The sequence below is a fragment of the Candidatus Nitrospira nitrosa genome, assembly GCF_001458735.1.
Taxonomy (GTDB): domain Bacteria; phylum Nitrospirota; class Nitrospiria; order Nitrospirales; family Nitrospiraceae; genus Nitrospira_D; species Nitrospira_D nitrosa.
The window spans coordinates 343680-368211 of sequence record NZ_CZQA01000010.1; the positions used below are offsets into that span (position 1 = coordinate 343680).

The following is a 24532-nucleotide window of genomic DNA, read 5'->3' on the forward strand; positions in this document are numbered from 1 at the left end:
TGCATGTTGCCAAACTTTTGTACCCCGTGCAAGCGCGAACAACATTGTCGGCATGACGAAAGGGCCATGCACAAAGGCCCCTTACTCACCGATGATTTTGACGAGTACGCGCTTGCGCCGGCGACCATCGAACTCCCCGTAAAAGATTTGCTCCCATGGGCCGAAGTCGAGCCGGCCCTCTGTAATGGCGACAAGCACTTCTCGCCCCATCACCTGCCGTTTGAGGTGCGCATCCCCATTATCCTCACCGGTTTCATTGTGTCGATAGCGTGCCTCATGAGGAGCGAGTCGTTCGAGAAAGTCATCATAGTCCCGCAGAAGACCCGGTTCATCGTCATTGATATACACGCTCGCCGTAATGTGCATGGCATTCACCAACACCAGCCCTTCCCGCACCTCGCTCTTGCGGATCAAGGCTTCAATCTGCGGTGTGATGTTGATGTAGGCTCGCCTGGTCTTCGTCTCAAACCAGAGTTCTTCGCGATAGGATTTCATGATGATTCACCGTCGCATTCTGCCTTCCGGCGCAAGGGACATGCAAGAGGCTCATCCCATTTAACTTCTAACTTCTCGCCCAATGTTCCAGCTTCTAGGAAGGGGCTATAATAGAGGCAGTCTCCCCAATGGGCATCAGAAACCACACCCCACCACTGTCTCCCAATGCACTGACGGTCTTGCGCCAACGGTACTTGGCCAGGAACAAACGGGGCGTCGTTATCGAGTCTCCCTCTGCATTGTTTCACCGTGTCGCCGACGATGTCGCCTCGCTCGAACCACCCGCACGCAGACGCCGGCTGGCCAACCAATTCTACGAGGCCATGGCATCCCTGACATTTCTCCCGAATTCACCGACCTTGATGAACGCCGGACGTCCTCTTCAACAACTCTCGGCTTGCTTCGTGCTGCCGATAGACGATTCCCTGGAATCGATCTTCGACACTGTGAAGTATCAAGCCCTTATTCATCAATCGGGCGGAGGAACCGGGTTTTCGTTCAGCCATATTCGCCCTCATGCCGACCGAGTCGCCACCACCAATGGACTCGCATCAGGCCCCATTTCGTTCATGCGTCTGTTCAATCTATCCACCGATGTCATCAAGCAGGGCGGCACCAGGCGGGGCGCCAATATGGGTATCCTGAGAGTCGACCATCCCGACATTCTGGATTTTATCGCGCTGAAACTGCAGCCGCATGAAATGGCAAACTTCAATCTTTCGGTGGGACTCACAGACCGATTTATGAAGGCGGTCAACCAAAACCGATCGTATGCACTCATCAACCCACGGAGCGCCACACCAGTCCGACGCCTCCCCGCCAAAATGGTCTTTGATCGGCTGGTCGAAGCCGCCTGGCGATCAGGTGAACCTGGTGTCCTCTTTCTTGATACCATCAATAAGGCGAATCCCACGCCTCATCTCGGGGCGATCGAAGCCACGAACCCTTGTGGCGAACAACCCCTCTTGGCCTATGAATCATGTACCCTCGGATCGATCAATGTCGCCCGATGCCTCACCACGCATCGAGGTACGAGCAGCATCGACTACGAACGACTCGGCAACCTCATTCCGGTGGCGGTTCGCTTTCTCGACAATGTACTCGATCGAACCCGTTTCCCGTTGGCATCGATCGAAGCCCGGACGAAACGCACCAGAAAGATCGGGTTGGGCATCATGGGGTTTGCTGATCTTCTCATTCAGCTGGACATTCCTTACGATTCCGATGACGCCTTGCACATCGCGGATCAGTTGATGGGATTTGTTCGCCGACAGGCCTACGAAGCCTCGCATCGTCTGGCACAGGAACGAGGACCGTTCCCTGCCTACAAGGGCAGTCCGCTGGAAGCCGAGGGTCCGCCCCGGCGGAATGCAACGGTTACGACCATCGCCCCAACCGGGACCATCAGTATTCTGGCTGATTGTTCCGCTGGAATTGAACCGCTCTACGGGGTCAGTGTCGCCCATACGATCATGGAAGACATCCGGCTCCAACGTCTTCATCCGGAGTTCCTTCGCCGAGCTCGGGCCAGAGCCCTCCCCCTCTGTGAGTTACGTGAAGAGATCGGTCGGCACGAATCGATTCAACATCTGTCTCAGATTCCAGATGATCTTCGCCGGCTGTTTGTGACTGCACACGATATCGCTCCGGCACAGCATGTCCGGATGCAGGCCGTCTTTCAACGACACAGCGACAGCGGGGTATCCAAAACGATCAATCTCCCTCCGTCCGCGACAACCGTGGATGTTGCCGCTGCCTTCACACTGGCCTATGAACTTGGCTGCAAAGGCGTGACAGTGTATCGGGCCGGGAGCCGAGAACATCAGGTGCTCTCCTGTTCCCATGTGCAATCCTGTTAACGAGATCCTGCTGAATCTTCACACAAAATTGACAGTCTACGCGCTTGATGATAAGTACTTTTCAAGAGATGACGATGCCGTCTGCTAGAGGGAGGTGCTCGATGTTTGCTACTGCTGGAGGTCCGTCGTTTGCCGACAATCCTCTCACGTGGAGCCTGTTCTTCGCACGTCAACCTGAACCGGATCTCGAATTCACCGAAGAGGAATTGGAGCAGACGACCACCGTTCGATCACCGTCACCCGTGAAGCCACCCAAGCAATCGAACAAGCGTCCGCTCTTGCTGGTGCTATTGGTTCTCCTCCTCGGTGGCGGCGCCTATCTTGCGATGGAGCCGGACCTGATCATGGAGTATCTTGGCCCGCTCCTCGGCGATGCACCAGCCCAACAACCTCAACCACCGATCGCTCGAAAGCCGGTCCCCCCGACTCCGGTCCCTGTTCCCCCAGCGGCACCGCCGAAAGCCGTGACACCGCCACCAGACCCAGCTATTGCACCGGTTGAGGCACCGCAAGCCGCAATGCCGGCTCCGGCACCGGTTCCCACACCGCCGGCTGCACCACCGATGCCGACGGCTTCAACGCCAGCACCGACTCCGGCCGCACCGGTTGTCGCAACCCCGGCCCCACTCTTTAGTGAGGGGCAACGAGTCAGCGTCATGCCGAATCCGGCCATGCCCGGTCAGAAGGTGCAGCTTCATCAAGACGCCGAAGGGACAAAGCCAGGGCCGAGCATTCCCCCAGGAACCGCCTTCACGATTCTTGACGGCGAACTCCAAGGAAATGGCTGGGTCTACTCCATCCGCTCCGACTTCGGCACCAAGGGATGGCTGGCTGAACAGCAGCTCAAACTGAAACCCTGATCGTCCACCGCTCATCTCCCGCGGGAGGGTAGGTAATCCTACCACTACCCTCCCGCTGTGCTATAATGCCGCCCGTCCACTTTCGTAAAGACGACATCACAACTGGTAGGACTCCATGCGCGCTGTGATCTTTGACTTTGACGGTGTGATCGCCGACACCGAACCCCTCCACTTTGAAGGCCTCCGCCGGACACTGGCCGAAATCCAGATCACCTTGACCGAGAAAGACTATTACACCGACTATCTTGGGTTTGATGATCGGGGATGCATCCTGGAAGCACTTCGAATCAATCACCGTCCCGTTTCAAGCTCGCTGGTCCAAGACCTGATGGCCAAGAAAGCCATCGCTTATATGGCCTCGATCAAAGAACATCTCGTTATCTTTCCCGGTGTGAGAGCGTTCATTGAAGACGCGGCGGCCATCTATCCACTCGCCATTGCCTCCGGTGCGCTACGACCAGAAATCGAACTCGTGCTCGAGCAGATCGGCCTTCGTAAGGCGTTTGGTCACATCACAAGCGCCGAGGACGTGGCGAATGGCAAGCCCCATCCGGAACCGTTTCTTCAGGCCCTGGCCGGGTTGAACCGCCAGCAGTCGACGTCCGCGATACCAACCAGCTCGTGCCTAGTCATTGAAGATTCTCGGCCGGGTATTCGCGCCGCAAAAGCTGCGGGCATGCGAGTGTTAGCCGTTGCCAACACCCACACCGCGCAAGAGCTCCACGAAGCTGATGCCATCACGATGAGCTTGAGCGAAACGCGCCTGGACGAGATACGCGCACGATTGTGGCCGACCTAGGCTCAGCATCATTATGCGAATTTGCTCACTCATCCCAGGTGCAACAGAGGTGATCGTCGCGCTCGGCTTGGAGGACCAGCTCGTCGGCATCAGCCATGAATGTGACTTTCCCCCTTCGATTCACCGGGTCCCAGTCATGATTCAATCACTGGTCGACGCAGAGCACAGCACCAGCAGTGGAGTCGACCAACGAGTCAAAGATTTGGTTCGAACAGGACACCAACTCTACCAGCTACGAGAAGAGGCCTTTCTGCAGGCTCGGCCCGATCTCATCCTGACGCAGGACCTCTGTCACGTCTGCTCAGTGACCCCAGACCAACTCACCAGGGCCATGCAATTGCTTCAACGCCACCCAGAGCTGCTGATTCTTAGTCCAACGACCCTAGAAGATATGATTCATGACATCGAGCGGATTGCCGACGCCGTTGGTGCCGTTCCAAAAGGAGAAGCCCTTGTAGCCACGCTCCGAGATCGATTGGAGAGGGTCCGCCTCCGGACGGAGAAAGTGGCCGTCCGTCCGCGGGTGGTATGTCTTGAATGGCTCGATCCTCTGTATGTCGCCGGCCATTGGGTCCCGGAAATGGTAGACTTAGCCGGGGGCTACAACGTGCTGGGCTCCAAGAACAGCCCCTCGTACCAGACGACATGGGATGAGGTAGCGACCGCACAGCCTGATGTGGTCATCGTGATGCCCTGTGGGTACTCGGTTGATCGAACGCTCAACGAATTGCGACAGGCCGGATCTATTCAAGCGGCATGGCAACGGGCACAGGCATCCTGGTCAGACATGTATCTTGTGGATGCCGGCTCCTATTTCAGCCGTCCCGGCCCTCGACTCATTGATGGGGTGGAGCTCTTGGCCGACATTCTCCACCCGAATCAGGATTACCCGCTCGATTGCTCTCGGGCGATCAAATGTGAACCATCCGTACTAGCTGGAGACTGTGCTTCATGAAGGCTTCGGACGCTCAAGCCTATTGCACCGCCTACACCAAGAAAAGCGGCAGCAATTTCTACTATTCGTTCCTGTTTCTTCCAAAAGCCAAACGCGATGCCATGTACACAGTCTATGCCTTCTGCAAGGCGGTCGACAGCGCCGTCGATGAACCCGCTGCCGGCAGCAATCCCAAGGACGATCTGAAGCACTGGCGTGAAGAACTGGATGCCGTGTATTCCGGAACACCGACGACTCCCATCATGGTGAGCCTCGCGCACCATGTAAAAGCGTTGAGTATTCCGAAGGCCTACTTTGAGGAGCTGATCAAGGGCGTCGAGATGGATCTCTTCAATAACCGATATGTCACGTTCGATGAGTTGTCGCTCTATTGCTACCGTGTGGCATCTGTCGTCGGACTCATCTGCCTCCATATCTTTGGCGTCACATCCGCACGCGCACAAGACTATGCGGTCGCTCTGGGCATGGCGTTCCAGCTGACGAACATCCTACGTGATGTGGGAGCCGATGCCAAGGAGGGACGGATCTATCTCCCGTTGGACGACTTGCGAAAGTGGAACTATCCGGAGAAGGCGCTGCTCAACCAGAGTTATTCTCCTGAGTTCCGCGTCTTGATGGAATATGAAGCATCCCAAGCCCATCACTACTATAAGCGAGCCGAAGCGGCCCTGGCGGGCCTCTCCTCAGGTGAACGACGTGCGCTCACGGTGGCAGAAATCATGCACGGGATCTATAGCCGGATCCTGGAACGGATTGAACGGTCGAACTATCAGGTGTTCGGGCCCCGGATCAGCCTCACCACCACGCAACGGGTGATGATCGCCCTAGGGGTGTGGCTCCGCTCACGATTCTCGTGACTGCACCGTCCCCACAAACCGTTTTGATTGTGGGTGCCGGCCTGGCCGGCTTGGCAACAGCCTATCAGCTCCACCAACAAGGCTACCAGGTCACCCTCCTCGAGTACTCAGACTGGCTTGATGGATTCCGGACCAACCCGTCCGATCCCACATCAATCACCCTTGGATGCCATCATGAGACAAAGCGGGCACTCGAGAAACTCGCCCACGCGCAACACCCAAGCTCTGACCAGACCATTCCTCTCGAATTTCGACTCCCCACTGGACAGACCATGCCCTATCAGTCTGCCAGACTGCCGGGCACCTTGCACTGGATGATGAGTGTCTTCAATTTCCATGGCCTATCCTGGCAGGACCGTTGGAGACTGTTCTCCCATGTTGAGCAGATTTGGGAACAGGCCGAAACCCTTCCGGCAGATTTAGAGAATCGCACAGCAGATGAGTGGCTCAATGCCACCGGCCAAAGCACAGAAGCCAGGGAACGGATTTGGGCCCCACTCGCTCAGTGGTTGACAGGCAACGCACTGCCCCGTCTGTCCGCAGCAACCTTTGTGCACATCCTGTCAACCGTGTTCCTGCGTGAGGCGTCCGACGCCAGGCTCACATACCGGCCGGGAACCATTGATCAGCGATTGCTCACCCCGTTCAAAGAAGTACTTCACGGAGACACCGTTCGGTTCATCCCCCTTGCAGAACCGCCGCACATCCGATTTGGACAAGAGGGGATACAAGACATTCGACTCCCCAACGGCACAGCCTTGCAAGCCGGCTGGTACATCAGCGCCCTCTCATATCAGGCCCTCCTCCGCCTGCTTCCCGAACGGTTTCTTACTCGCTATGCCTACTTTGCCCATCTGACGGAACTCCAAAGCCTCAGTGAGATCGTGGTGCAGCTAACCATTCAATCCACTAACCAGCAGCCGCGACTGCTCCTGCTCGACAGCAAGCCGTTCCATCACCTCACGAGATCTCCTATTGGTACACGTGAAGTCGTCGTGCGTCTGGCAGAAACCGAGAGCTCGCTGATGGAATTAGGCGAGGATCAGGTGGTCAACGTCGCGCAAGCCAAGATCACCACCGTGTTTCCTGACCTGTCTCTGAGCGACATCACATCCCGCCAGGTCTTTCGAGATGACCACGCCGCGCTGCTGCTTGCACCGGGAGCCGCCCGACTCCGTCCGCTTCAACAAAGCCCCGTCCCAAATCTATTGGTCGCCGGAGCCTGGACCGACACGAACTGGCCCCCGAACATTGAGAGCGCCCTTGTCAGCGCCCGCCGCTGCGCCGACATCGTTACCGGACACCAATCTTGACCTATGACTGCCTGAATGGTACGAGTACCCAATGACTGGATGGATCACACTTCTCGCACTCCTGCTCATAGCGACAGTCGAAGGCTGCACACCCAATCCGTTTGAGCGTGGGGGCCACCCAGCCGGATACAGCCGTTACGATGTGGAGCGGGATTATATGGAGTGCGAGTATAAGGCGAGATTAGCAAACGAACAGCATTTCTATAGCCAGAGCTCGCCTTTCCCGTTCAGCGGCGGTGCCCAGAGTCCGGCCGATCATGCCCGGGCGTTGCATGGTCTTTCAACCATCAACGCCATGCGGGACACCTGCCTTGCGGCAAAGGGCTACCAGTTGAATTAGTTCACCTCGGCCAGCATGCAGATTTCCCAAAAAAACTCTCATGATCTTCATTGACATACCGGCTCGTCCATTTCTAAGATACCGCCACGATTTCTTTGGCTTGCTTCATTCATGACATTCACTCCACTCCAAGAACTCGCGCAATCGCTCGTGAACTGCGAGCGGTGTAAACTCGCCACGCTAGGGCGCAGCCAAGTTGTCTTCGGCGTGGGAAATCCCCAGGCCAGCATTATGTTCGTGGGAGAAGCGCCAGGATTCAACGAAGATCAGAAAGGCGAGCCGTTCGTCGGTGCTGCGGGGAAACTGTTGAATGATCTCCTGGCCTCGGCTGGTCTGTCGCGTGATCAGATCTACATTGCAAACGTCATCAAGTGCCGGCCACCAAACAATCGTGACCCAGAGCCAGACGAAGTGGAGACCTGCAAACCGTTCTTGCTACAGCAGATCAAGTTGATCCAGCCGAAACTGGTCTGTACGCTTGGCAACTGGGCCACGCAGACGCTGTTGGAACGCAAGGTTGGCATCACGAAAGTGAAGGCACAAGCCTTCCACCTGAAAGACTTCGTACTCTTCCCGCTACTGCATCCTGCTGCGGCCCTGCACCAGGGGAACTTGCTCCCAACGTTGAAGGAAGATTTTAAGAAACTTAAAGAATTCCTCGACAAGAACACGAAACCAGCCGAACCAACCAGCACAGCCCAAACCCCAGCCGCCCCAGTCCTGAATATCGAATCGCCTCAGCCGGCACAGATGGATTTGTTCGGATAGCATTTCTGTTTCAACTCGCTCAACCAAACACCGAGCGGTGGCTGACCCACTGCCCTCTCTCAGTCCACTTCAAAGATCGACGCAGCGAATACATTGACTTCTGATCGCTCAGAATTTCGACCGTATCCACAAACCCCTCAGACTGCTCCATTCTCAACAACACAACAGAAGGGACGCCGTTGCGCGTAATAGTGACACTCATAGTGGATACTCAGCTCCCTACGGCTCCAATAATGGGATAAGATCAGCGTGTTTTTTGGAACGGGCGAGGTCCACAGGGCGGCTTCCGTTGTTCGTGCTCATGGTCTTGCTTGCGCCGTGCTTGAGCAAGTCTTCAACAATGTCTCGCTGGCCGGCCAATGCTGCAATATGGAGCGGTGACTCACCCTCTTTAGTGGTGAAGTCCACTTCCGCCCCCCTCTTTAACAGAGTTGCCACCACCTCGTGATGACCCTTCTCTGTTGCCACGTGGAGTGGGGTCCACCCCCATCCATCGGCCTGATTCACCGCCGCACCACGCTCCAGCAGGAGTGCCACGATATCCTGATGGCCCTGCTGCGCCGCAATGTAGAGCGGAGGCCAGCCCAGACGGGCTGCCTGGTTCACCGCTGCGCCGTGCTTCAGCAGCAGCGCCACCATCTCAGGGTGGCTCTTCCGGATTGCCAGAAACAGCGGGGGATCACCCTCCATGGGTCCTTGATTAACGGCTGCTCCGTGTTCCAAGAGAAGGGCCGCCATCTCTGAATCGTTCTGCATCATGGCAAGATACAGTGGGGTCCAACCAGTCTTGATGTCTGCCTGGTTCACCGCTGCCCATTGCTCCAGAAGCAGTGTCACGACATCCCGATGACCCTTCATGGTTGCCCCGAAGAGTGGCGTCCAGCCATTCACATCAGCCCGGTTCACGACGGCACCATGAGCCCATAGAAGTGCGACGATCTCACGATGACCGTTCCTGGCTGCGTCAAAGAGCGGAGTCCATCCATTCAGATCGGTTTGATCTACGACCGCTCCATGCTCAAGCAGAAGTGCAACGATCTCATGATGGCCCTTCCTGGCTGCGCGGTGGAGCGGGGTGTCGCCGTTCTCATCCGCGACCCGCACATCTGCCCCCTCATGAAGCAGCGCCTGCACCTGTGCGCGATTACCGAGCCACGTGGCCTCTAGCAAGGCCTCATCCATAGGCCGCATGGCCACAAGCGCGGGCAGCAGCACAACGATAGCCAGAATTATTCCCCACTGTCGCATCACGACAATCTCCTTTGAACGTTTCTGAGTCAATACGGTTGATTGATATTGGGATGACACTATACTCCTGAACAAGTCTTCCCTGAAGAGCCGAGCGGTTGACAGCCAAAAGCCAATATGCTCTTCGCGAACGCTCTTTCCTATCCACTGACATCATCACGACACACGTCCGGACAATCCTCACAATGCCACGCTCTCATACCCACCAGGCTGGCCTCCATACCCAAGCCCATTCTGAGGCGTGGATCCACTGCACTTGTTTCCCAGATGGGACCGGCACTCTTTCACCGCCGTTTTCTTTCTCGACACCATCGCTCACACTGTGGCAGCATCCTCCAGCAATTACCCAAAAGATCGCTCGTATAACAAACCTCAGACGGGGAGTATCTTGATGACTGCTTCCCAAGACAGCTCCAATCCTGAAACACATTCTGTAGTCGAATGAGCTTGATCTCCTACGTCAACCACAAGGCCTGCTCACCGACCAGAAGTGGTACTGGCCCGAGCGAGCTGAGCGAGGCCATCGGATGAGTCAAACGCTCCATCCAAACAGCAGCGATTTTGTCGGCGCAACTGAGCAAGAGGGGCCGAGGGATCTCATGAGGACGGTGTATGCCGAAGAGTGGTTCGGATGGGCTCAACGGTTTTACGACTTAGCCGTCACGGATGAAGAACGGCGATGGATGTATAGTATCCTCTGTCAGTTTTGCTGGGAGATTGCCCACACCTCTTATGCCGAGGAGTTTCAACCCAGAGAACATCGTCTTGCGAAGGTCTTACGACCACAATGGTGTGTGCTCCTGTCGAAACGCGATGGGAGTGCTCCGATGAAATGGGTGCAGGTGTCCACAGGTGATAATGGCGAACGTCCGTGGCTCGCCTATTCCGAGTTTGATCCCACGATTCTGGGCGCCCGCGAGTTCATGCTGGTTGATCCCGTCAATATGATCCCACAGTTTACAAAATTTACTTCGCTGGTTGATTGGTCCGGTGTTGGCGTAGAAGAGTGCCCCCCTGAATTGCATGAACCATGTCAGCCACACTGATCCCGTCCTTGAAACCTTCAGTAATCGTGTGATCCGTGACAAAAAAGTTACCTTTTCGAATGGATTTACTACGAATGGCATCGATGTCCATGACAGCGCAGAATAGCGAAAGGCTATGAAGGGGGCAAACCTCAGATAAAATCGCCGCTTACTATGGGCGCAGCACTACATCATCGTCCGGACATTCGAGATATAAATCTACGCTTTGGATTGGATTGTGGATGAGGATTCTGAATCGGCAGGCTGACTGTCTTCGTTATCTTCTGCAGGCTTCTCTTCTTCCGGCACATCGAACCACTGCACTAACATCTCATCCCACCAGGCTTCTGTCACGTCCTCTCCTGGATCCGTTCCCAGAAACGCGACATCCTCTTGCTTGAGGGAAGCGCCGACAAGCTGCGGTTGGAACTTGGCTCGATTGATGACTTCCTTCGTCGCATATCCACCGATGATCCAGGAGTCCGGATCGGCCCTTCTGGATTTATACGCTTTGAGGTCATGCTTTAGATACATGAAGATCTGCTGCTGGACGGGATCTGTCACACCGGACTGCGGTAAGCTTAAGGTCTTTTCAATGCGCTTTCTCCAATGCCGATCGTCGTAGCGCGACGTAATCAGCTGCAGCATCTGTTTTCCGAGAACGGCATCAAGTGGCATGGCGTGTATTCCAACTCCGGGTTACTTGCGGCTATACAAGCCGGTGAGCGAGGCCTTGGCCAAAGTATTCTGGTTAAGATAGAACCCGACCATGGCGGCGGGAGTTGCAGGCTTCAACGAAAACTGTTCCACCTTCAACGCGTAGATCGTGAAGATATAGCGATGTGGTTTGTGGCCTACAGGCGGACAGGGCCCCCCGTACCCCGGTTCGCCGAAATCCGTCATGCTTTGGACACTGCCTTGTGGCGCACCAGGCCCACCAGGTCTTCCCGCATCCGCAGCCAATGCCGAAATGTCCTCAGGAATATTGAACATGACCCAATGCCACCATCCGCTACCAGTCGGTGCATCGGGGTCATACATGGTCACCGCAAAACTCTTGGTTCCCTTCGGAGCGTTCGCCCAGCGCAGCTCAGGAGACACATTGTTTCCGGTACAGCCAAATCCGTCGAAGACATGGTTCTGACTGATCGTGCTGGCGGGCTTAATGGTCGGACTCGTGAGGCGAAATTCCGCAGCCGTACTGATTCCGGGAATCAGCGCGAGTGCCAACAGTGCGCTAGTCCAGAGTGATCTCATCACGTGTCCCCTCTTCATCTGAAATAATTCCCCCTCGGTGCGACGTTCCGGCATCCATACTCAACAAGGATTTAGCCGAGGTGTTGTTTAAAGAAGGCCTTGGTTCTCGCCCATGCGTCTTGAGCCGCTTCCGGCCGATACACGGTTGGGTCCGTATCTCGGAAGAATGCATGGGGAGCCCCGGGATAAGTCTTGATCTCACCGGTCTTGTTGTATTTTTTCAAGGCCGCTACTAACCGCTGGACGTCCACTTTCGTAATCCAACCGTCGTCCTCACCATAGAGATACAGTACGGGGCAGGCCAGCTTCTGAATGGGTGTATCGGGATTCGGCACCTGACCATAGAACGGAACCGCTGCTTTAATCTCTGAACTCACACAAGGCAACATGAGGGCATAAGAACCACCCATGCAAAACCCTGTAACACCAATCCTCGTTGCGTCGACCTCTGGAACTGACTTCAGATAGGCCACCGTGGCATTCAGATCAGTAAGACCGTCTTCCTGTTTCAGGGCGTTCATGAGTTTCCCGGCTTCACCGGCATCCGTGGGCAACGCATGCCCAAGACGTGAATAGAGGTCCGGAGCAATCGCCACATAGCCTTCCGCGGCATAACGTCTTGCGATATCTTTGATGTACTCCGTGAGTCCCCACCATTCTTGGACAATGAGAATAGCCGGACGCTGGTCCTTCGTCTGCGGAGCTGCCACAAAGGCCTTCATGCCCACATTTCCACTTTGATACTGAGCGGTTGTCTCTCGAATCGATGCCACCATGAGCTACCTCTGCGCTTCCGCAAGTGCTGAGTTCTGTGTTAGTGGCGAGTCATCGAGGAAAGAGAGAAATGAATACTCAGCACTTCATCAATTACCAGCCACCATCATTTCGGCAATCTTGACGGTCGGGCTGGCGATTCGACCTCGGAACACCAGATCGCTTCCAACCACGTCGATGTCCTTCAACATGTGTTTCAAATTTCCCGCGATAGTAATTTCTTCAACCGGGTAGGCCAGCTCTCCGTTCTCAATCCAGAAACCGCAGGCTCCTCGCGAGTAATCCCCCGTCACCATATTAATGCCGAACCCAATCAACTCCGTCACAAAGAGGCCTTCTTGAATGGAGCCAATAATCTCTTGCTGACTCTTCACTCCAGGGACCAGATAAAAATTGGTGGGGCCAACGGAGGGACTCTCCCCCACACTCCGTGAGGCGTTGCCCGTCGACGGCAAACCCAACTTTTTCCCCGAATAGGTATCGAGCAAATAGCTCTTTAATACCCCTCGCTCGACGATGGTATTCTTGCGTGTCGCCAACCCTTCACCATCGAACGGACGTGACCCCAGGCCGCCGACCATACGGCCGTCGTCGTAGATGGTCATCAGGTCCGAAGCGATCGTCTGGCCTAGTTGATCCAGCAGAAATGAGGCGCGCTTGTAGAGTCCATAGCCGGAGACCGCGCTGCAGAGGTTTGCCAGAAGGCTCCCGGCTGTCTCTTGATCGAACACCACCGGCACACGTTTCGTCGCCACCTTGCGTGCGCCCAATCGGCGAATCGCACGACGCGCCGCTTCCTGTCCGATCGATTCCGCAGACGCTAGTCGAGCAAACTTTCGTTGTACCTGATACCAGGCATCCCGCTGCATGCCGCCTGTCGCAGACTCGGTCGCAATCGGAGACACAGACAGGGAAAAGTTCGAGCTTTTATACGACCCCACAAATCCATGACTATTGGCCAGCACGACTCGGCCCGATGAAGAATCGAACTCCGCACCTTCGGAATTCGTCACCCGTGAGTCTGTCGCGAACGCAGCAGCCTCTCCACGCTTGGCCCAATCGATCTGGGTATCCGTATCGAGCACCGTGTCATCATAGAGATCAAGATCAGGCTGCTCAGTGGCCATCTGACCAGCATCCGGCAATCCCGAGACATCATCCTCGACCACCGCGCCGGCCAAGGTACAGGTGTCGGCCACCAGCCGATCAAGAGAGGCCCGTGAAAAGTCAGACGTGGATGTGGTGGCAGACCGCCTCCCGATGAAGACGCGTAAGCCCAAACGCTTCTCTCTCGCCTTGGTCAGTCGGTCAACCGTCCCGACTCGTACCTGAACCGAGAAGGTCTCTCCGTCGGCAACGACAATATCTGCTTCGGTCGCCCCACAAGCCTTCGCCTGAGCCAACACATCGGCTGCCAGCTGAGCATAGCCATTGGCACTAGTTGAGGCAGTCATTTTTTCGAGCATCACACACTTCTTCCCAAAAGTGATCCGTCAACCACATCCTGACCGATTGTGAGGAAGCGCAGTTGGCGCGGGCAAACCGGTTATCGCTGTGTACCACCGACTGTAATTTCGTCCACCTTGATGGTCGGTAATCCGACCCCGACCGGCACCGATTGGCCATCCTTCCCGCACGTCCCAATCCCGTTATCGAGCGTGAGATCGTGCCCCACCATCGATACTTTCGTCAGAATTTCCGGGCCATTGCCGATCAGCGTCGCCCCCTTCACCGGCTTGGTGATCCGGCCATCCTCGATGAGATAGGCTTCGCTGGCGGAAAACACAAATTTCCCGTTCGTGATATCGACCTGTCCCCCACCAAACGAGACGGCATAGAGACCCTTCTTGACGGATCGAATGATGTCCTGCGGATCAGACTCCCCGGCCAGCATGAACGTATTCGTCATGCGCGGGAGCACCACGCTTTGATAATTCTCGCGTCGTCCGTTACCGGTGAGGGGAATCCCCATAAGGCGTGCATTGAGCTTGTCTGTGATATAGCCACGGAGGATGCCCTTCTCGATGAGCGTCGTACAGCCGGTCGGTGTCCCTTCATCATCCATGTTCAGGGAGCCACGCCGAAAGGGAAGGGTGCCGTCATCCACGATCGTACAGACGTCGGATGCGACCCGTTTGCCGATCAGGCTGGAAAACGCGGAGGTCTTCTTTCGATTGAAGTCGGCTTCGAGCCCATGTCCGATCGCTTCGTGTAACAAGATCCCGGGCCACCCACCGGCCAACACAACCGGCATCACTCCGGCCGGCGCATCAACCGCGGATAAATTGAGAATCGCTTCCCGCGCGGCTTCCCTGGCATAACTTAAATGACGATTCTCTTCGCGATAATAGGCAAAGGCAACCCGGCCACCGCCGCCGAAACTGCCGATCTGGCGATTGTCCCGATCTTCAGCGATACACGTAATCTGCAGGCGTGACAACGGCTGGATATCACTGACGAGTGTCCCATCCGAAGTCGCCACCAGCACAACCTTATATTCTGTGTTGAATGAAGCCATCACGTTCTTGATCCGAGGATCATAACGCCTGGCTTCAGCATCGATTTCATTCAGGAGCGCCACGCGCTCGGCTGTCGCCACCTCGGCCTTTGCCCTCTCGATCGGATAGAGATCACGGGTCGGTCGTCGCTGTGTGGGCACCGGAACCGTGGAATGGCCTTTGGGGGAATTGGCGATATACCGAGCCGTGTCGGCGGCAATCTCAAGGTCCCGCTTCGTCAATTCATCCGAATAGGCAAACCCCGTCTTCTCCCCTGCAGTCGCTCGAACCCCCACCCCCTGCGACACACTCTTGGCCGCCCGTTTGACGATGCCTTCCTCCATCGAGACTGATTCGGACGTGCGAGATTCGAAATAGAGATCCGCGTAGTCAACGTCTCGGACCTTCACCCGATCGAGTGCTTGCTGCGCCTCGATCTCCGTGACACCGAACGTCGTCAGTTGAACCGGCTCCGGCATACAGGCCTCTTGCTCCTTCGTCAGAGTCGACTGGTACGGGGGGAGTATAGCCCATTCGTTTCTGACCACGCAACGCAACAATCGGTGAAACCTCGTATTTCTTAGTATTTCCCAGGAGATCGTTTGACATTCCCGGTTCCCGTCAGTAGACTCTGCACACGATTCTACCTGCTGATGACGATCATCACACGCTTGCTCAGGACATTATGACTCGCAGTCCTACCGGAGACCTCGACCACCCGTCCGAAAGCGAATTGAGCGCCAAGTTGGAGGCTGACCTGCTCCCCAAGCACGTGGCCGTCATCATGGATGGTAATGGGCGCTGGGCGGAACTACGCGGCCTCCCTCGCATTGCCGGCCATCGTGAAGGCATCAACTCCGTCCGAGAGATGATCACGCTCTGCCTGGAGCTCGGCATTCATGCCCTGACCATCTACGCCTTTTCCCAGGAGAACTGGAATCGTCCGACTCAAGAAATCAGCGCCTTGATGGGACTCTTGGAACATTACCTCTCCACGGAACGGGCAAGTCTCATTGAGCAAGGCGTCCGCTTTCGCGCCGTCGGGCGCCACGAGCTGCTTCCACCCTCCGCGCAGCACTGGGTTCGCACAACCGAGAAAGAAACGGCCCATCTCGAGAAGTTAGTCCTGACCGTCGCGCTCAGCTATGGAGGGCGCGCAGAAATCGTCGATGCAGTGAAGGCCTTGGTGAGGGACGTGCAAGCTGGGACCATTCAGGCCGAGCAGATCGATGAACCCACGGTCCAGCGGCACCTCTCAACCCATCCACTCCCCGACCCGGATCTCCTGATCCGGACAAGCGGAGAAGCCAGGATCAGTAATTTTCTCTTATGGCAGCTGGCATACACCGAGCTCTGCTTTACCCCGACTCTGTGGCCGGATTTTCGGCGACGAGAGTTCCTCCTCGCGCTGATCGAATATCAACGCCGGGAACGTCGATTCGGCAGAGTACTCAGTACCGTACCATCATAATAAATCCTTGTGGGATATCCGCTCGCTCCAGACGCTATCCTCCATCATTCGAGATCTGTGACCACTTCACCTGCACCTACGCGACACTTTGATCTCCGTCGGCTCTATACCGCCGTAGCGCTGATTCCTACCGTCTACCTCATCATCGTCCACCTTGCGCCATGGGCCCTCACGCTCCTCCTGATCGCCGTCGGGTCGATTGCTCTGCTTGAACTGTATCGCCTCAGCTTCCAATCACGGTTGAATTACCTTCTCGTCGGCATCGGATTGGCTGTCTTTGTTCTGACCGTCGCCCACTCACACCTGTCGGTTCCCCTTCCTGAACTGCTGCTCGGTGGTGCATTCGCATTGGTTCTCACCGTGCTGGTTGTCGGCACCTCATCGTCGTACCGATGGAAAGACCCGCTCCTCGCCCTGTTTGGTGTGCTCTACGTGGGCATCCCCTTGAGTACGGTCGTATCAGTTCGCAGCCTACCCTCAGGAGCATTCCTCGCCTTGTTCCTAGCGGTCGTCACCTGGGCATCAGACTCCGGCGCCTACTATGCCGGCACCTTGTGGGGCAAGCATCCGCTCATGCCTTCCATCAGTCCGAAGAAATCCTATGAGGGACTACTTGGTGGCCTAATTGGAGCCATTGCAGCTGCACTCTTGGCACAACTGTGGTTCGCCTCAGCGCTTTCATGGACCGACGCCGTCGCACTCGGCATCCTCCTGACCCTTACAGGCCTGGTCGGAGATCTTTTTGAATCGGCGATTAAACGCCGAGCAGGCGTCAAGGACTCCGGAGGAATTCTCCCGGGGCACGGCGGAATGCTCGATCGGATCGATAGTCTCTTGTTCACAGCTCCCACTTTTTACTACTATGTCGTGTATGTTCGAGGCCTGTTGCCGCTTCCATAGCCCTCTACTCAGAGATGGAGAGGAGATGACATGAAGTCAATTATCATCCTGGGATCGACCGGATCGATCGGCACCAGTACCTTGGACATTGTGCAACGGTTTCCCGATGAGTTCCGGGTAGTCGGATTAACCGCCGGCAAGAACATAGAAAAGTTAGAAGAACAGATTCACCAGTTCAAACCCAAGGCAGTCGCCGTCGCGAACGAATCCTCCGCCGCGATCCTCCGAGCCCGGTGCGCCTCTCTTCCCGTGGAGATTCACTCTGGTGAAGAAGGGATCGCCTCCGTCGCCTCTGGACTCGATGCTGAATTGGTGATTTCCGCCATTGTCGGCGCCGCCGGCCTCCTCCCGACTCTCTCCGCCATCCGCAGTGGAAAGCACATTGCCCTGGCGAATAAAGAACCAATGGTCATGGCCGGGAAGTTGATGCAGGAGGAGGCCAGAAAATACGGGGTCAGGATTTTCCCCGTCGACAGTGAACATAGCGCCATTTTCCAGTCGTTGGAAGGCCACCGGATTGAAGACGTCCGGCGATTGATTCTGACAGCTTCAGGAGGCGCGCTCTGGACTCTCTCCCAAGAGGACCTCCAGCATGTCACGCCGGAACGAGCCCTGCAGCATCCGAACTGGAAGATGGGTGCCAAGATCACGATTGATTCCGCGACACTGATGAATAAGGGCTTGGAAGTCGTCGAGGCCCGCTGGCTATTTGATATTCCTGAATCCCGCATCGATGTCATGGTGCACCGCGAAAGCATTATTCACTCTCTGGTTGAGTATCACGACCGTTCGATGATCGCGCAGTTGGGGCTCCCGGATATGCGGACTCCCATTTCGTATGCCATGCGATATCCCGGCCGGATGGCTCTCGACCTGCCTTCCTTGGACCTGACGGAGATCGGACGGCTCTCCTTCTGTAAGCCCGATCATGACCGTTTTCCTTGTCTTAATCTTGGATATGAGTCACTTCGAGTCGGAGGGAGCATGCCAGCCGTGATGAATGCAGCCAACGAAATCGCCGTTGACGCCTTCTTACACCACGGCCTTCGGTTTATTGAAATTGCATCGGTGATCCGCAGTACTATGGACGCGCATACCCAACAGGCCATTACGTCCCTCGATGATGCCTTGGAAGCAGATCGCTGGGCCCGGGAAAAGGCAGAATCGTTGGTGCACGCGTTGCCTCGCTCATGATCGTTTGCATTTCACGCCGCGAATGTTAGAGTAGAAGACTGAACCCAGACAGGGAGTTTCCATGACGTCTGTACTTTCTTGGTCGCCCGATACCTTGTGGTTGCTGCTCCAGAAGGCCTGGTGGTTTCTTGTGGTCTTGGGTGTCCTCGTCGCCTTCCATGAACTCGGTCACTTTCTGGCCGCACGCTGGGTAGGAGTCAAAGTCCTTAAGTTTTCCATCGGCTTCGGTCCGAAACTTTTCGGCAGACAGGTGGGCGAAACCGAGTACCTCGTTTCAGCCGTCCCGCTCGGCGGCTATGTCAAATTATTCGGGGAGGACGAAACAGAGGCCACAACCCCTGACGATCGTCGCCGATCATTCGCTCATCAGGGTCTCTGGGGGAAGGTGCTGATCGTTGCAGCCGGTCCTGGATTTAACTTCATTCTCGCGTACCTGATCTTTGCCGGGTGGCTGTCCACCGGTACGCCTCTGTTTGTCCCAACCTTCCGTGACCTCAGCGCCGACATTGAAGCGTTGGTTCCCGATTCACCCGCATCCAAAGCCGGGATGGAAGTGGGCGACCGAGTCGTCAAGGTCAACGGGAAAGATATTTCGACGAAGACCGAGCTCTTGGATCTCGTCGTAAAGAGCAAGGGACAACCCATTGCACTCGAAATTCGCAGAGAGGGACAACTCAAAACCATCACCGCCACCCCCATCACAATCGCCGGGGACGGCACGCACAATGACGAACCGCTCTACACCATCGGGGTGGAAGAAACACCGCCGCTGGTTACCTCGGTGATGCATGGATCACCTGCCGCAGCGGCCGGAATCCAGCCTGGGGATCGCGTCGTCGCGATCGAGGGGCACACCATCTACACGTGGGCACAAATGACGACGCAGGTGAGAGAACACCCGCTCAAGCCACTCACCTTTGAAGTACTTCGGGAAGCAACCAGGACGACGTTGACCGTCACGCCGACCAGTGAAAAGGTGACCGTCAACGGGCAAGCACTCGAAGTTGGAAAGATCGGCATTTCAGGTCCTGGCCGTTCGCTGATGCACTCGAATAATCCCGCAGAGGCCGTCTACCACGGATTGGAAGCCACCTGGGGATGGACCGAACTGACCGCAGTTGGTCTCTACAAAATGATCGTCGGCGACATCTCGAGTAAGAATATCGGCGGACCGTTGACGATCGCCAATATTTCTGGGGAAGCCGCATCTCAAGGTGCCTCCAGCGTCGTCTTCCTGATCGCCATCCTCAGCATCAACCTCGGGGTGCTCAACCTGCTCCCCATTCCCATCCTCGACGGCGGGCACTTGCTCTTTTTCTTGATTGAGGGCATCCTGCGCAAGCCGCTCGGCGAACGGCAACGAGAGGTCGCCCAGCAGGTCGGATTGGTACTCCTGGTCGGAGTCATGATCTTCGCCTTCTGGAATGACTTAGAACGGATCTTCGCCCGCTAGGCGGAATGCTGAAATCTTCCACTGGTCAACTCATACCCAAATAGTTACAACGCCATGAAGACGTCTCAATTACTGATCCCCACCTTGCGGGACGACCCCGGTGAAGCGGAAACCGTCAGCCATCGGCTGATGTTGCGCGCGGGCTTGATTCGAAAGGTGGCGGCAGGCATCTATACCTATCTTCCACTCGGTCTGCGCGTGATCCGAAAAATTGAACAGATCATCCGAGAGGAAATGAACCGCGCGGGCGCACAAGAACTCCTGATGCCGATCGCATCTCCAGCTGAGCTCTGGAAAGAGACGGCTCGTTGGGACTACTACGGCAAGGAACTCCTCCGTTTCAAAGACCGTCATGAACGAGATTTTTGCCTGGGCCCCACGCATGAAGAGGTCATTACCGATCTCTTCAGACGGGAAGTCCGCTCCTATCGCCAACTTCCGCTGAACTTGTATCAAATTCAAACAAAGTTTCGAGATGAGATCCGTCCCCGTTTTGGGCTCATGCGAGGCCGTGAATTCATCATGAAGGACGCCTATAGCTTTGACATCGATGAACAGGGCGCCAAGGCCAGTTACCAAAAAATGTACGACGCCTATACCCGGATCTTCACGCGATGCGGACTGAGCTTCCGGGCGGTCGAAGCCGATACAGGTCTGATCGGCGGGGATGTCTCACACGAGTTCATGGTGTTGGCGGAAACCGGCGAAGCCACGGTAGCGTACAGCGACCAAGGCTTGTACGCCGCCAATCTTGAGCGAGCCGAAGTGCTCCCTCCTTCTGAGGTTGATACGTCTCCCCTGCGCCCCATGACGCCCATCGCGACACCGCAGCGTCGAACGGTTGACGAAGTCACGACCTTTCTCAAGATTACCCCGCGCCAACTAGTCAAAACTCTTTTCTATCGGGCTGGAACCGACACCATTGCCGTGTTGATCCGGGGAGATCACGAGGTGAACGAGGTCAAATTGGCTCGGCTCCTCCAAGTCACCGATGTGATGCTGGCTGATCCGGAATCGGTCCAACGTGTGACGGGAGCACCTCTAGGATTTGCGGGGCCGGTCGGGCTGCAGCAGGTTCGAGTCTTGGCCGATCACGCCATCAAGGGAATGAGAAACGTCGTCATTGGAGCCAACAAAGCTGATACCCATTATCAAGACGCCAACCTCGATCGCGACTTTACCGTCGAACAATTTGCCGACCTTCGTAACGCGCAACCCGGCGATCCTTCTCCTCGGGGAGCCGGTGTGTTGACGCTGGCAAAGGGGATCGAGGTTGGGCAGGTCTTTTTGCTCGGTACAAAGTATAGCCGTAAGATGACTGCCACGATCCTTGATGACCAGGGGAAGGAACGTCTGGCCATCATGGGTTGCTACGGCATCGGTGTCGGGCGTACCGCCGCAGCGGCGATTGAGCAAAACCATGATGAGAAGGGCATCATCTGGCCCTATCCCATCGCGCCATTCCATGTGCATCTCTTGACCGTCAGCCAATCGGAGCGGACGACGGATGTCGCCTCTCGTCTCTATACCGACCTGATGGTAGCCGGATTCGAAGTCTTATGGGACGATCGAGCCGATCGAGCTGGTGTTAAATTCAACGATGCCGACCTGATTGGGGCACCCTTTCAACTCATCATCGGCGACAAGGGCCTGGCAGATGGTATCGTTGAAACGAAGATACGAAGAAGCGGAGTCAAGTCCAGAATCGCACCGGATGAGCTCATCGCCTATCTGAAAGCGCGTTCCCTCGAAGCTGATCCATCCGCACTGTAAGCGGTCCGCTCACACTGCGTGCACAGACCGAACCTCGGCGACAGAAATCGCCTTTCCCTTGCCTTCTCGTCTTATTCGTCTAGACTGAGCCTATACGGACAACAGCAGGAAAAGAAACGAAGAGGCACCTTGCCTTCGACTTTCCGTGCGTTGAGTCTCCAAATGAACATGAGGGCGGAGTGGTTGACTTTGGGGGTGCCATGCGACTGCCGAACGCTGTGACCACGTCATGACCAAGCACCAGTTCATCCAGCGCGGAACCAGACTCCTTCACATCCAGTTCTCGACCACCTCGGCCGGATGCACACGACATCGATGATGCCGAATGTCCAGGACCTCCAACACAAGGTCGATCATGCGGAGCATCTGAAGCGCATTACTGCACAGATTCACGCGGCCAGTCACCTCGACCACATCCTCCTTGACCTTCATAAAGACATCCTCAGCGTCTTCGACGCTCAAGATCTGACGCTCTTTGCATTCGATTCAGAGAAGAAGGAAATCTTTTCAAAGGTTCCTCACATCGACGGAGCAGAAGAAGTCCGTATTCCCATTACCGAGCAAAGCTTAGCCGGTTTCTGTGCGAAGTACCTTCGCCCCGTCAATATCACCGATGCGTACAACCTTGCGGAACTGCGAGCGATCCACCCCGCATTGCTCCACGACACGTCCTACGACAAACGTACCGGCTTCAAGACCAAGCAAGTCCTGACCTACCCGGTCGTGGCCGACAATAAGTATCTCATGGGCGTCCTCCAGTTACTCAATAAGAAGAGTGGGAGTCGGTTTACACGAAAGGACGAAGAAGCGGTCGACGAAATCGCCAAGGCCCTGGGCATCGCCTTTTTCAACCTCAAGAAAACATCAAAGAAGAATCCCACCAAGTTCGATCTTTTAATCGGCAGCAACCGAATCACTCAGAATGAGTTGGAGCAGGCGCTCGCCGAGTCCCGGAAGGGCACAAATGATCTGGAAACCATTCTGCTCGAAAAGCATAAAGTCCAAAAACTTGACCTCGGCAAATCCCTTGCCCAGTTCTATAAGTGTCCCTACATTGAGTACAGCGAGCGAACGATCGTTGACGTTGAACTGTTGAAAAACCTCAATGTCGACTATCTCAAGAAGAACCACTGGATGCCGTTGAAGCGGGACCGCACCGCCATCGAGATCTTGACTGATGATCCGGGTGATCTGGACCGTGTCCAAGATATCAAACGCACCTTCCCAGGCCTCAATATTCGATTCGCCGTCAGCCTCCGCCGGGACATCGCTCAGTTTCTGACATCCGCAACCGGGCAGAGTGACACCGGAGGGCGGAAACTTGATGAGAATGTGGTCGACATTCTCGGCGAACTGGTCACCGAGGCCCAGTCCGAGGCCATGGAGGAATCCTCCGCCACCGGGCTCGATGAAAATGACAGCGCCATCGTCCGGCTGGCCAACCAGATCATTGCCGATGCGTACCGTCAAAATGCTTCGGATATTCACATTGAACCATATGGAGAAAAGCGAGAGACCCTGGTCAGATTCCGAGTCGACGGGGATTGTTTCGAATACATGAAGATTCCACAGAGTTACCGCCGTGCCATCGTCTCCCGACTCAAAATCATGGCCAGCCTGGATATCGCTGAGCGCCGCAAACCTCAAGACGGGAAGATTAAATTCAAGCTTTCCGAATCAAAAGAAATTGAACTTCGCGTCGCCACACTGCCCACCGCCGGCTATAACGAAGATGTGGTGATGCGTATCCTTGCGGCGAGCGAGCCTCTACCGCTCGACAAAATGGGGTTCTCGGATCGGAACCTGAAGGTCCTCAAGGAGATTTCAGAAAAACCATACGGTATCATTTTGTGCGTGGGGCCCACCGGCTCCGGAAAGACTACCACCCTCCACTCCGTGCTTGGGAATATCAACACCCCGGACATCAAGATTTGGACGGCGGAGGACCCGGTCGAAATCACTCAATACGGTCTACGCCAAGTCCAAGTACAGCCGAAGATCGGCTTCACCTTCGCGACTGCCATGCGAGCATTTCTCCGTGCCGACCCCGATGTCATCATGGTGGGAGAAATGCGGGATAAAGAAACGGCCGATACCGGCATCGAAGCGTCTCTCACCGGCCATCTCGTCTTGAGTACCTTGCATACTAACAGTGCGGTGGAAACCATCACCCGCTTGCTGGATATGGGCTGTGACCCTTTCAGCTTCGCCGATGCAATGTTAGGCGTCTTGGCACAGCGGTTGGCTCGTCGGATCTGTAAGGACTGCAAGGAACAGTATGTTGGAACAAAAGAAGAGTACGAAGAGCTCCGACAGGGGTACGGGGCAGACTATTGGGATCAGCTCGGCATCAAGCAAGACAATACCTTCAGGCTGGCTCGCGGGAAGGGCTGTGAAATCTGTAATCGATCCGGCTTCAAAGGACGCGTGGCATTACACGAACTGCTCCTCGGTACGGACCGCATGAAACGTATGGTGCAACAAAAGTCGCGCACCGAAGACATGTTGAAGGCCGCGATCGAGGATGGCATGACCACGCTCGTCCAAGACGGGATCCAAAAAGTCTTGCAGGGCCACACCACATACAAGGAAGTGAAAGCCGTCGCCATCAAGTAGAATTCCATCGGCCGGTTGGTCCGGCACAGATATCAACTCTTTCCGTTTTCACTCACAACCCGATACAATAGGTCCAT

At 55.8% G+C, this 24532-nt stretch carries 22 protein-coding genes; 15 read left to right on the plus strand and 7 right to left on the minus strand.

Features of this window, described 5'->3' with window-relative positions; all coding sequences use genetic code 11:
• Positions 1–81: 81 nt before the first annotated feature.
• Positions 82–495 (minus strand): secondary thiamine-phosphate synthase enzyme YjbQ, encoded by a 414-nt coding sequence (locus COMA1_RS16030; protein ID WP_090750382.1) that lies wholly within the window; start codon positions 493–495, stop codon positions 82–84.
• Between the two features lie 128 nt (positions 496–623).
• Here COMA1_RS16030 and COMA1_RS16035 point away from each other — a divergent pair, with 128 nt between their 5' ends.
• From COMA1_RS16035 to COMA1_RS16070, 8 genes are all read left to right on the plus strand, one after another.
• Complete coding sequence (locus COMA1_RS16035) at positions 624–2354, plus strand: adenosylcobalamin-dependent ribonucleoside-diphosphate reductase (RefSeq protein WP_090750384.1); 1731 nt, start codon at positions 624–626, stop codon at positions 2352–2354.
• 101 nt (positions 2355–2455) lie between these two features.
• A complete protein-coding gene (locus tag COMA1_RS16040) occupies positions 2456–3214 on the plus strand; it encodes an SH3 domain-containing protein (protein WP_090750387.1) in 759 nt (252 codons plus the stop codon).
• 115 nt (positions 3215–3329) lie between these two features.
• Positions 3330–4013, plus strand: coding sequence for an HAD family hydrolase (locus tag COMA1_RS16045; protein WP_090750389.1), 684 nt, complete (start codon positions 3330–3332; stop codon positions 4011–4013).
• 13 nt (positions 4014–4026) lie between these two features.
• Positions 4027–4968: a cobalamin-binding protein gene (locus COMA1_RS16050; RefSeq protein ID WP_090750391.1), complete on the plus strand. Its 942-nt coding sequence runs from the start codon at positions 4027–4029 to the stop codon at positions 4966–4968.
• Positions 4965–5825, plus strand: a complete 861-nt coding sequence (hpnD, locus tag COMA1_RS16055) for a presqualene diphosphate synthase HpnD (RefSeq protein ID WP_090750393.1) — start codon at positions 4965–4967, stop codon at positions 5823–5825. The genes COMA1_RS16050 and hpnD overlap by 4 nt, the downstream gene beginning before the upstream one ends.
• Complete coding sequence (locus tag COMA1_RS16060; protein WP_090750395.1) at positions 5801–7138, plus strand: FAD-dependent oxidoreductase; 1338 nt, start codon at positions 5801–5803, stop codon at positions 7136–7138. The genes hpnD and COMA1_RS16060 overlap by 25 nt, the downstream gene beginning before the upstream one ends.
• A 31-nt stretch (positions 7139–7169) precedes the next feature.
• Positions 7170–7478, plus strand: coding sequence for a hypothetical protein (locus COMA1_RS16065; RefSeq protein WP_090750397.1), 309 nt, complete (start codon positions 7170–7172; stop codon positions 7476–7478).
• A 111-nt stretch (positions 7479–7589) separates the two neighbouring features.
• Positions 7590–8246, plus strand: coding sequence for a uracil-DNA glycosylase (locus COMA1_RS16070; protein WP_090750399.1), 657 nt, complete (start codon positions 7590–7592; stop codon positions 8244–8246).
• Positions 8247–8465: 219 nt separating this feature from the next.
• Here COMA1_RS16070 and COMA1_RS16080 read toward each other — a convergent pair whose 3' ends face one another.
• Entirely contained in the window at positions 8466–9494 is a 1029-nt protein-coding gene (locus COMA1_RS16080; protein ID WP_090750401.1) for an ankyrin repeat domain-containing protein, read from the minus strand.
• A gap of 527 nt (positions 9495–10021) precedes the next feature.
• Between COMA1_RS16080 and COMA1_RS16085 the strand changes: the two genes are divergently transcribed.
• A complete protein-coding gene (locus tag COMA1_RS16085) occupies positions 10022–10540 on the plus strand; it encodes a hypothetical protein (protein ID WP_090750405.1) in 519 nt (172 codons plus the stop codon).
• Between the two features lie 198 nt (positions 10541–10738).
• On the opposite strand, the gene COMA1_RS16090 is transcribed toward COMA1_RS16085, so the two are convergent.
• The 5 genes from COMA1_RS16090 to tldD all read right to left on the minus strand — a co-directional run bounded on the left by COMA1_RS16090 (position 10739) and on the right by tldD (position 15527).
• Positions 10739–11197 carry a hypothetical protein gene (locus tag COMA1_RS16090; protein WP_090750407.1) on the minus strand — a complete coding sequence of 153 codons (459 nt, stop codon included), beginning with the start codon at positions 11195–11197 and terminating at the stop codon, positions 10739–10741.
• Positions 11198–11218: 21 nt separating this feature from the next.
• Positions 11219–11776, minus strand: coding sequence for a YbhB/YbcL family Raf kinase inhibitor-like protein (locus COMA1_RS16095; RefSeq protein WP_090750692.1), 558 nt, complete (start codon positions 11774–11776; stop codon positions 11219–11221).
• Between the two features lie 71 nt (positions 11777–11847).
• On the minus strand, positions 11848–12552 hold the full coding sequence (locus COMA1_RS16100; protein WP_090750409.1) for a dienelactone hydrolase family protein: 705 nt from the start codon (positions 12550–12552) through the stop codon (positions 11848–11850).
• A gap of 87 nt (positions 12553–12639) precedes the next feature.
• The gene (locus COMA1_RS16105; protein WP_090750411.1) at positions 12640–14016 is read right to left on the minus strand and encodes a TldD/PmbA family protein; all 1377 of its coding nucleotides are present in this window, start codon (positions 14014–14016) and stop codon (positions 12640–12642) included.
• Positions 14017–14096: 80 nt separating this feature from the next.
• Positions 14097–15527 carry a metalloprotease TldD gene (gene tldD, locus COMA1_RS16110; RefSeq protein ID WP_090750414.1) on the minus strand — a complete coding sequence of 477 codons (1431 nt, stop codon included), beginning with the start codon at positions 15525–15527 and terminating at the stop codon, positions 14097–14099.
• Positions 15528–15733: 206 nt separating this feature from the next.
• Here tldD and COMA1_RS16115 point away from each other — a divergent pair, with 206 nt between their 5' ends.
• From COMA1_RS16115 to COMA1_RS16140, 6 genes are all read left to right on the plus strand, one after another.
• Positions 15734–16519: an isoprenyl transferase gene (locus tag COMA1_RS16115; RefSeq protein WP_090750416.1), complete on the plus strand. Its 786-nt coding sequence runs from the start codon at positions 15734–15736 to the stop codon at positions 16517–16519.
• Positions 16520–16576: 57 nt separating this feature from the next.
• Positions 16577–17419 (plus strand): phosphatidate cytidylyltransferase, encoded by an 843-nt coding sequence (locus COMA1_RS16120; protein ID WP_176698117.1) that lies wholly within the window; start codon positions 16577–16579, stop codon positions 17417–17419.
• Between the two features lie 30 nt (positions 17420–17449).
• Positions 17450–18613 carry a 1-deoxy-D-xylulose-5-phosphate reductoisomerase gene (locus COMA1_RS16125; protein WP_090750419.1) on the plus strand — a complete coding sequence of 388 codons (1164 nt, stop codon included), beginning with the start codon at positions 17450–17452 and terminating at the stop codon, positions 18611–18613.
• A gap of 61 nt (positions 18614–18674) precedes the next feature.
• A complete protein-coding gene (gene rseP / locus COMA1_RS16130; RefSeq protein WP_090750421.1) occupies positions 18675–20066 on the plus strand; it encodes an RIP metalloprotease RseP in 1392 nt (463 codons plus the stop codon).
• Positions 20067–20120: 54 nt separating this feature from the next.
• Positions 20121–21839: a proline--tRNA ligase gene (locus tag COMA1_RS16135; protein WP_090750423.1), complete on the plus strand. Its 1719-nt coding sequence runs from the start codon at positions 20121–20123 to the stop codon at positions 21837–21839.
• 315 nt (positions 21840–22154) lie between these two features.
• A complete protein-coding gene (locus COMA1_RS16140) occupies positions 22155–24455 on the plus strand; it encodes a GspE/PulE family protein (RefSeq protein WP_245631126.1) in 2301 nt (766 codons plus the stop codon).
• Positions 24456–24532: the final 77 nt, after the last annotated feature.

What these genes read in the sequence shown, in the direction of transcription:
- COMA1_RS16045 (WP_090750389.1), top strand. Translation starts at nt 3,330, where the DNA reads ATGCGCGCTGTGATCTTTGACTTTGACGGTGTGATCGCCGACACCGAA.
- COMA1_RS16080 (WP_090750401.1), bottom strand. Translation starts at nt 9,494, where the DNA reads ATGCGACAGTGGGGAATAATTCTGGCTATCGTTGTGCTGCTGCCCGCG.
- COMA1_RS16065 (WP_090750397.1), top strand. Translation starts at nt 7,170, where the DNA reads ATGACTGGATGGATCACACTTCTCGCACTCCTGCTCATAGCGACAGTC.
- COMA1_RS16095 (WP_090750692.1), bottom strand. Translation starts at nt 11,776, where the DNA reads ATGAGATCACTCTGGACTAGCGCACTGTTGGCACTCGCGCTGATTCCC.
- COMA1_RS16070 (WP_090750399.1), top strand. Translation starts at nt 7,590, where the DNA reads ATGACATTCACTCCACTCCAAGAACTCGCGCAATCGCTCGTGAACTGC.
- COMA1_RS16125 (WP_090750419.1), top strand. Translation starts at nt 17,450, where the DNA reads ATGAAGTCAATTATCATCCTGGGATCGACCGGATCGATCGGCACCAGT.
- rseP (WP_090750421.1), top strand. Translation starts at nt 18,675, where the DNA reads ATGACGTCTGTACTTTCTTGGTCGCCCGATACCTTGTGGTTGCTGCTC.
- COMA1_RS16090 (WP_090750407.1), bottom strand. Translation starts at nt 11,197, where the DNA reads ATGCCACTTGATGCCGTTCTCGGAAAACAGATGCTGCAGCTGATTACG.
- COMA1_RS16035 (WP_090750384.1), top strand. Translation starts at nt 624, where the DNA reads ATGGGCATCAGAAACCACACCCCACCACTGTCTCCCAATGCACTGACG.
- hpnD (WP_090750393.1), top strand. Translation starts at nt 4,965, where the DNA reads ATGAAGGCTTCGGACGCTCAAGCCTATTGCACCGCCTACACCAAGAAA.
- COMA1_RS16140 (WP_245631126.1), top strand. Translation starts at nt 22,155, where the DNA reads ATGATGCCGAATGTCCAGGACCTCCAACACAAGGTCGATCATGCGGAG.
- COMA1_RS16115 (WP_090750416.1), top strand. Translation starts at nt 15,734, where the DNA reads ATGACTCGCAGTCCTACCGGAGACCTCGACCACCCGTCCGAAAGCGAA.
- COMA1_RS16105 (WP_090750411.1), bottom strand. Translation starts at nt 14,016, where the DNA reads ATGCTCGAAAAAATGACTGCCTCAACTAGTGCCAATGGCTATGCTCAG.
- COMA1_RS16030 (WP_090750382.1), bottom strand. Translation starts at nt 495, where the DNA reads ATGAAATCCTATCGCGAAGAACTCTGGTTTGAGACGAAGACCAGGCGA.
- COMA1_RS16040 (WP_090750387.1), top strand. Translation starts at nt 2,456, where the DNA reads ATGTTTGCTACTGCTGGAGGTCCGTCGTTTGCCGACAATCCTCTCACG.
- COMA1_RS16050 (WP_090750391.1), top strand. Translation starts at nt 4,027, where the DNA reads ATGCGAATTTGCTCACTCATCCCAGGTGCAACAGAGGTGATCGTCGCG.
- COMA1_RS16100 (WP_090750409.1), bottom strand. Translation starts at nt 12,552, where the DNA reads ATGGTGGCATCGATTCGAGAGACAACCGCTCAGTATCAAAGTGGAAAT.
- COMA1_RS16085 (WP_090750405.1), top strand. Translation starts at nt 10,022, where the DNA reads ATGAGTCAAACGCTCCATCCAAACAGCAGCGATTTTGTCGGCGCAACT.
- COMA1_RS16135 (WP_090750423.1), top strand. Translation starts at nt 20,121, where the DNA reads ATGAAGACGTCTCAATTACTGATCCCCACCTTGCGGGACGACCCCGGT.
- tldD (WP_090750414.1), bottom strand. Translation starts at nt 15,527, where the DNA reads ATGCCGGAGCCGGTTCAACTGACGACGTTCGGTGTCACGGAGATCGAG.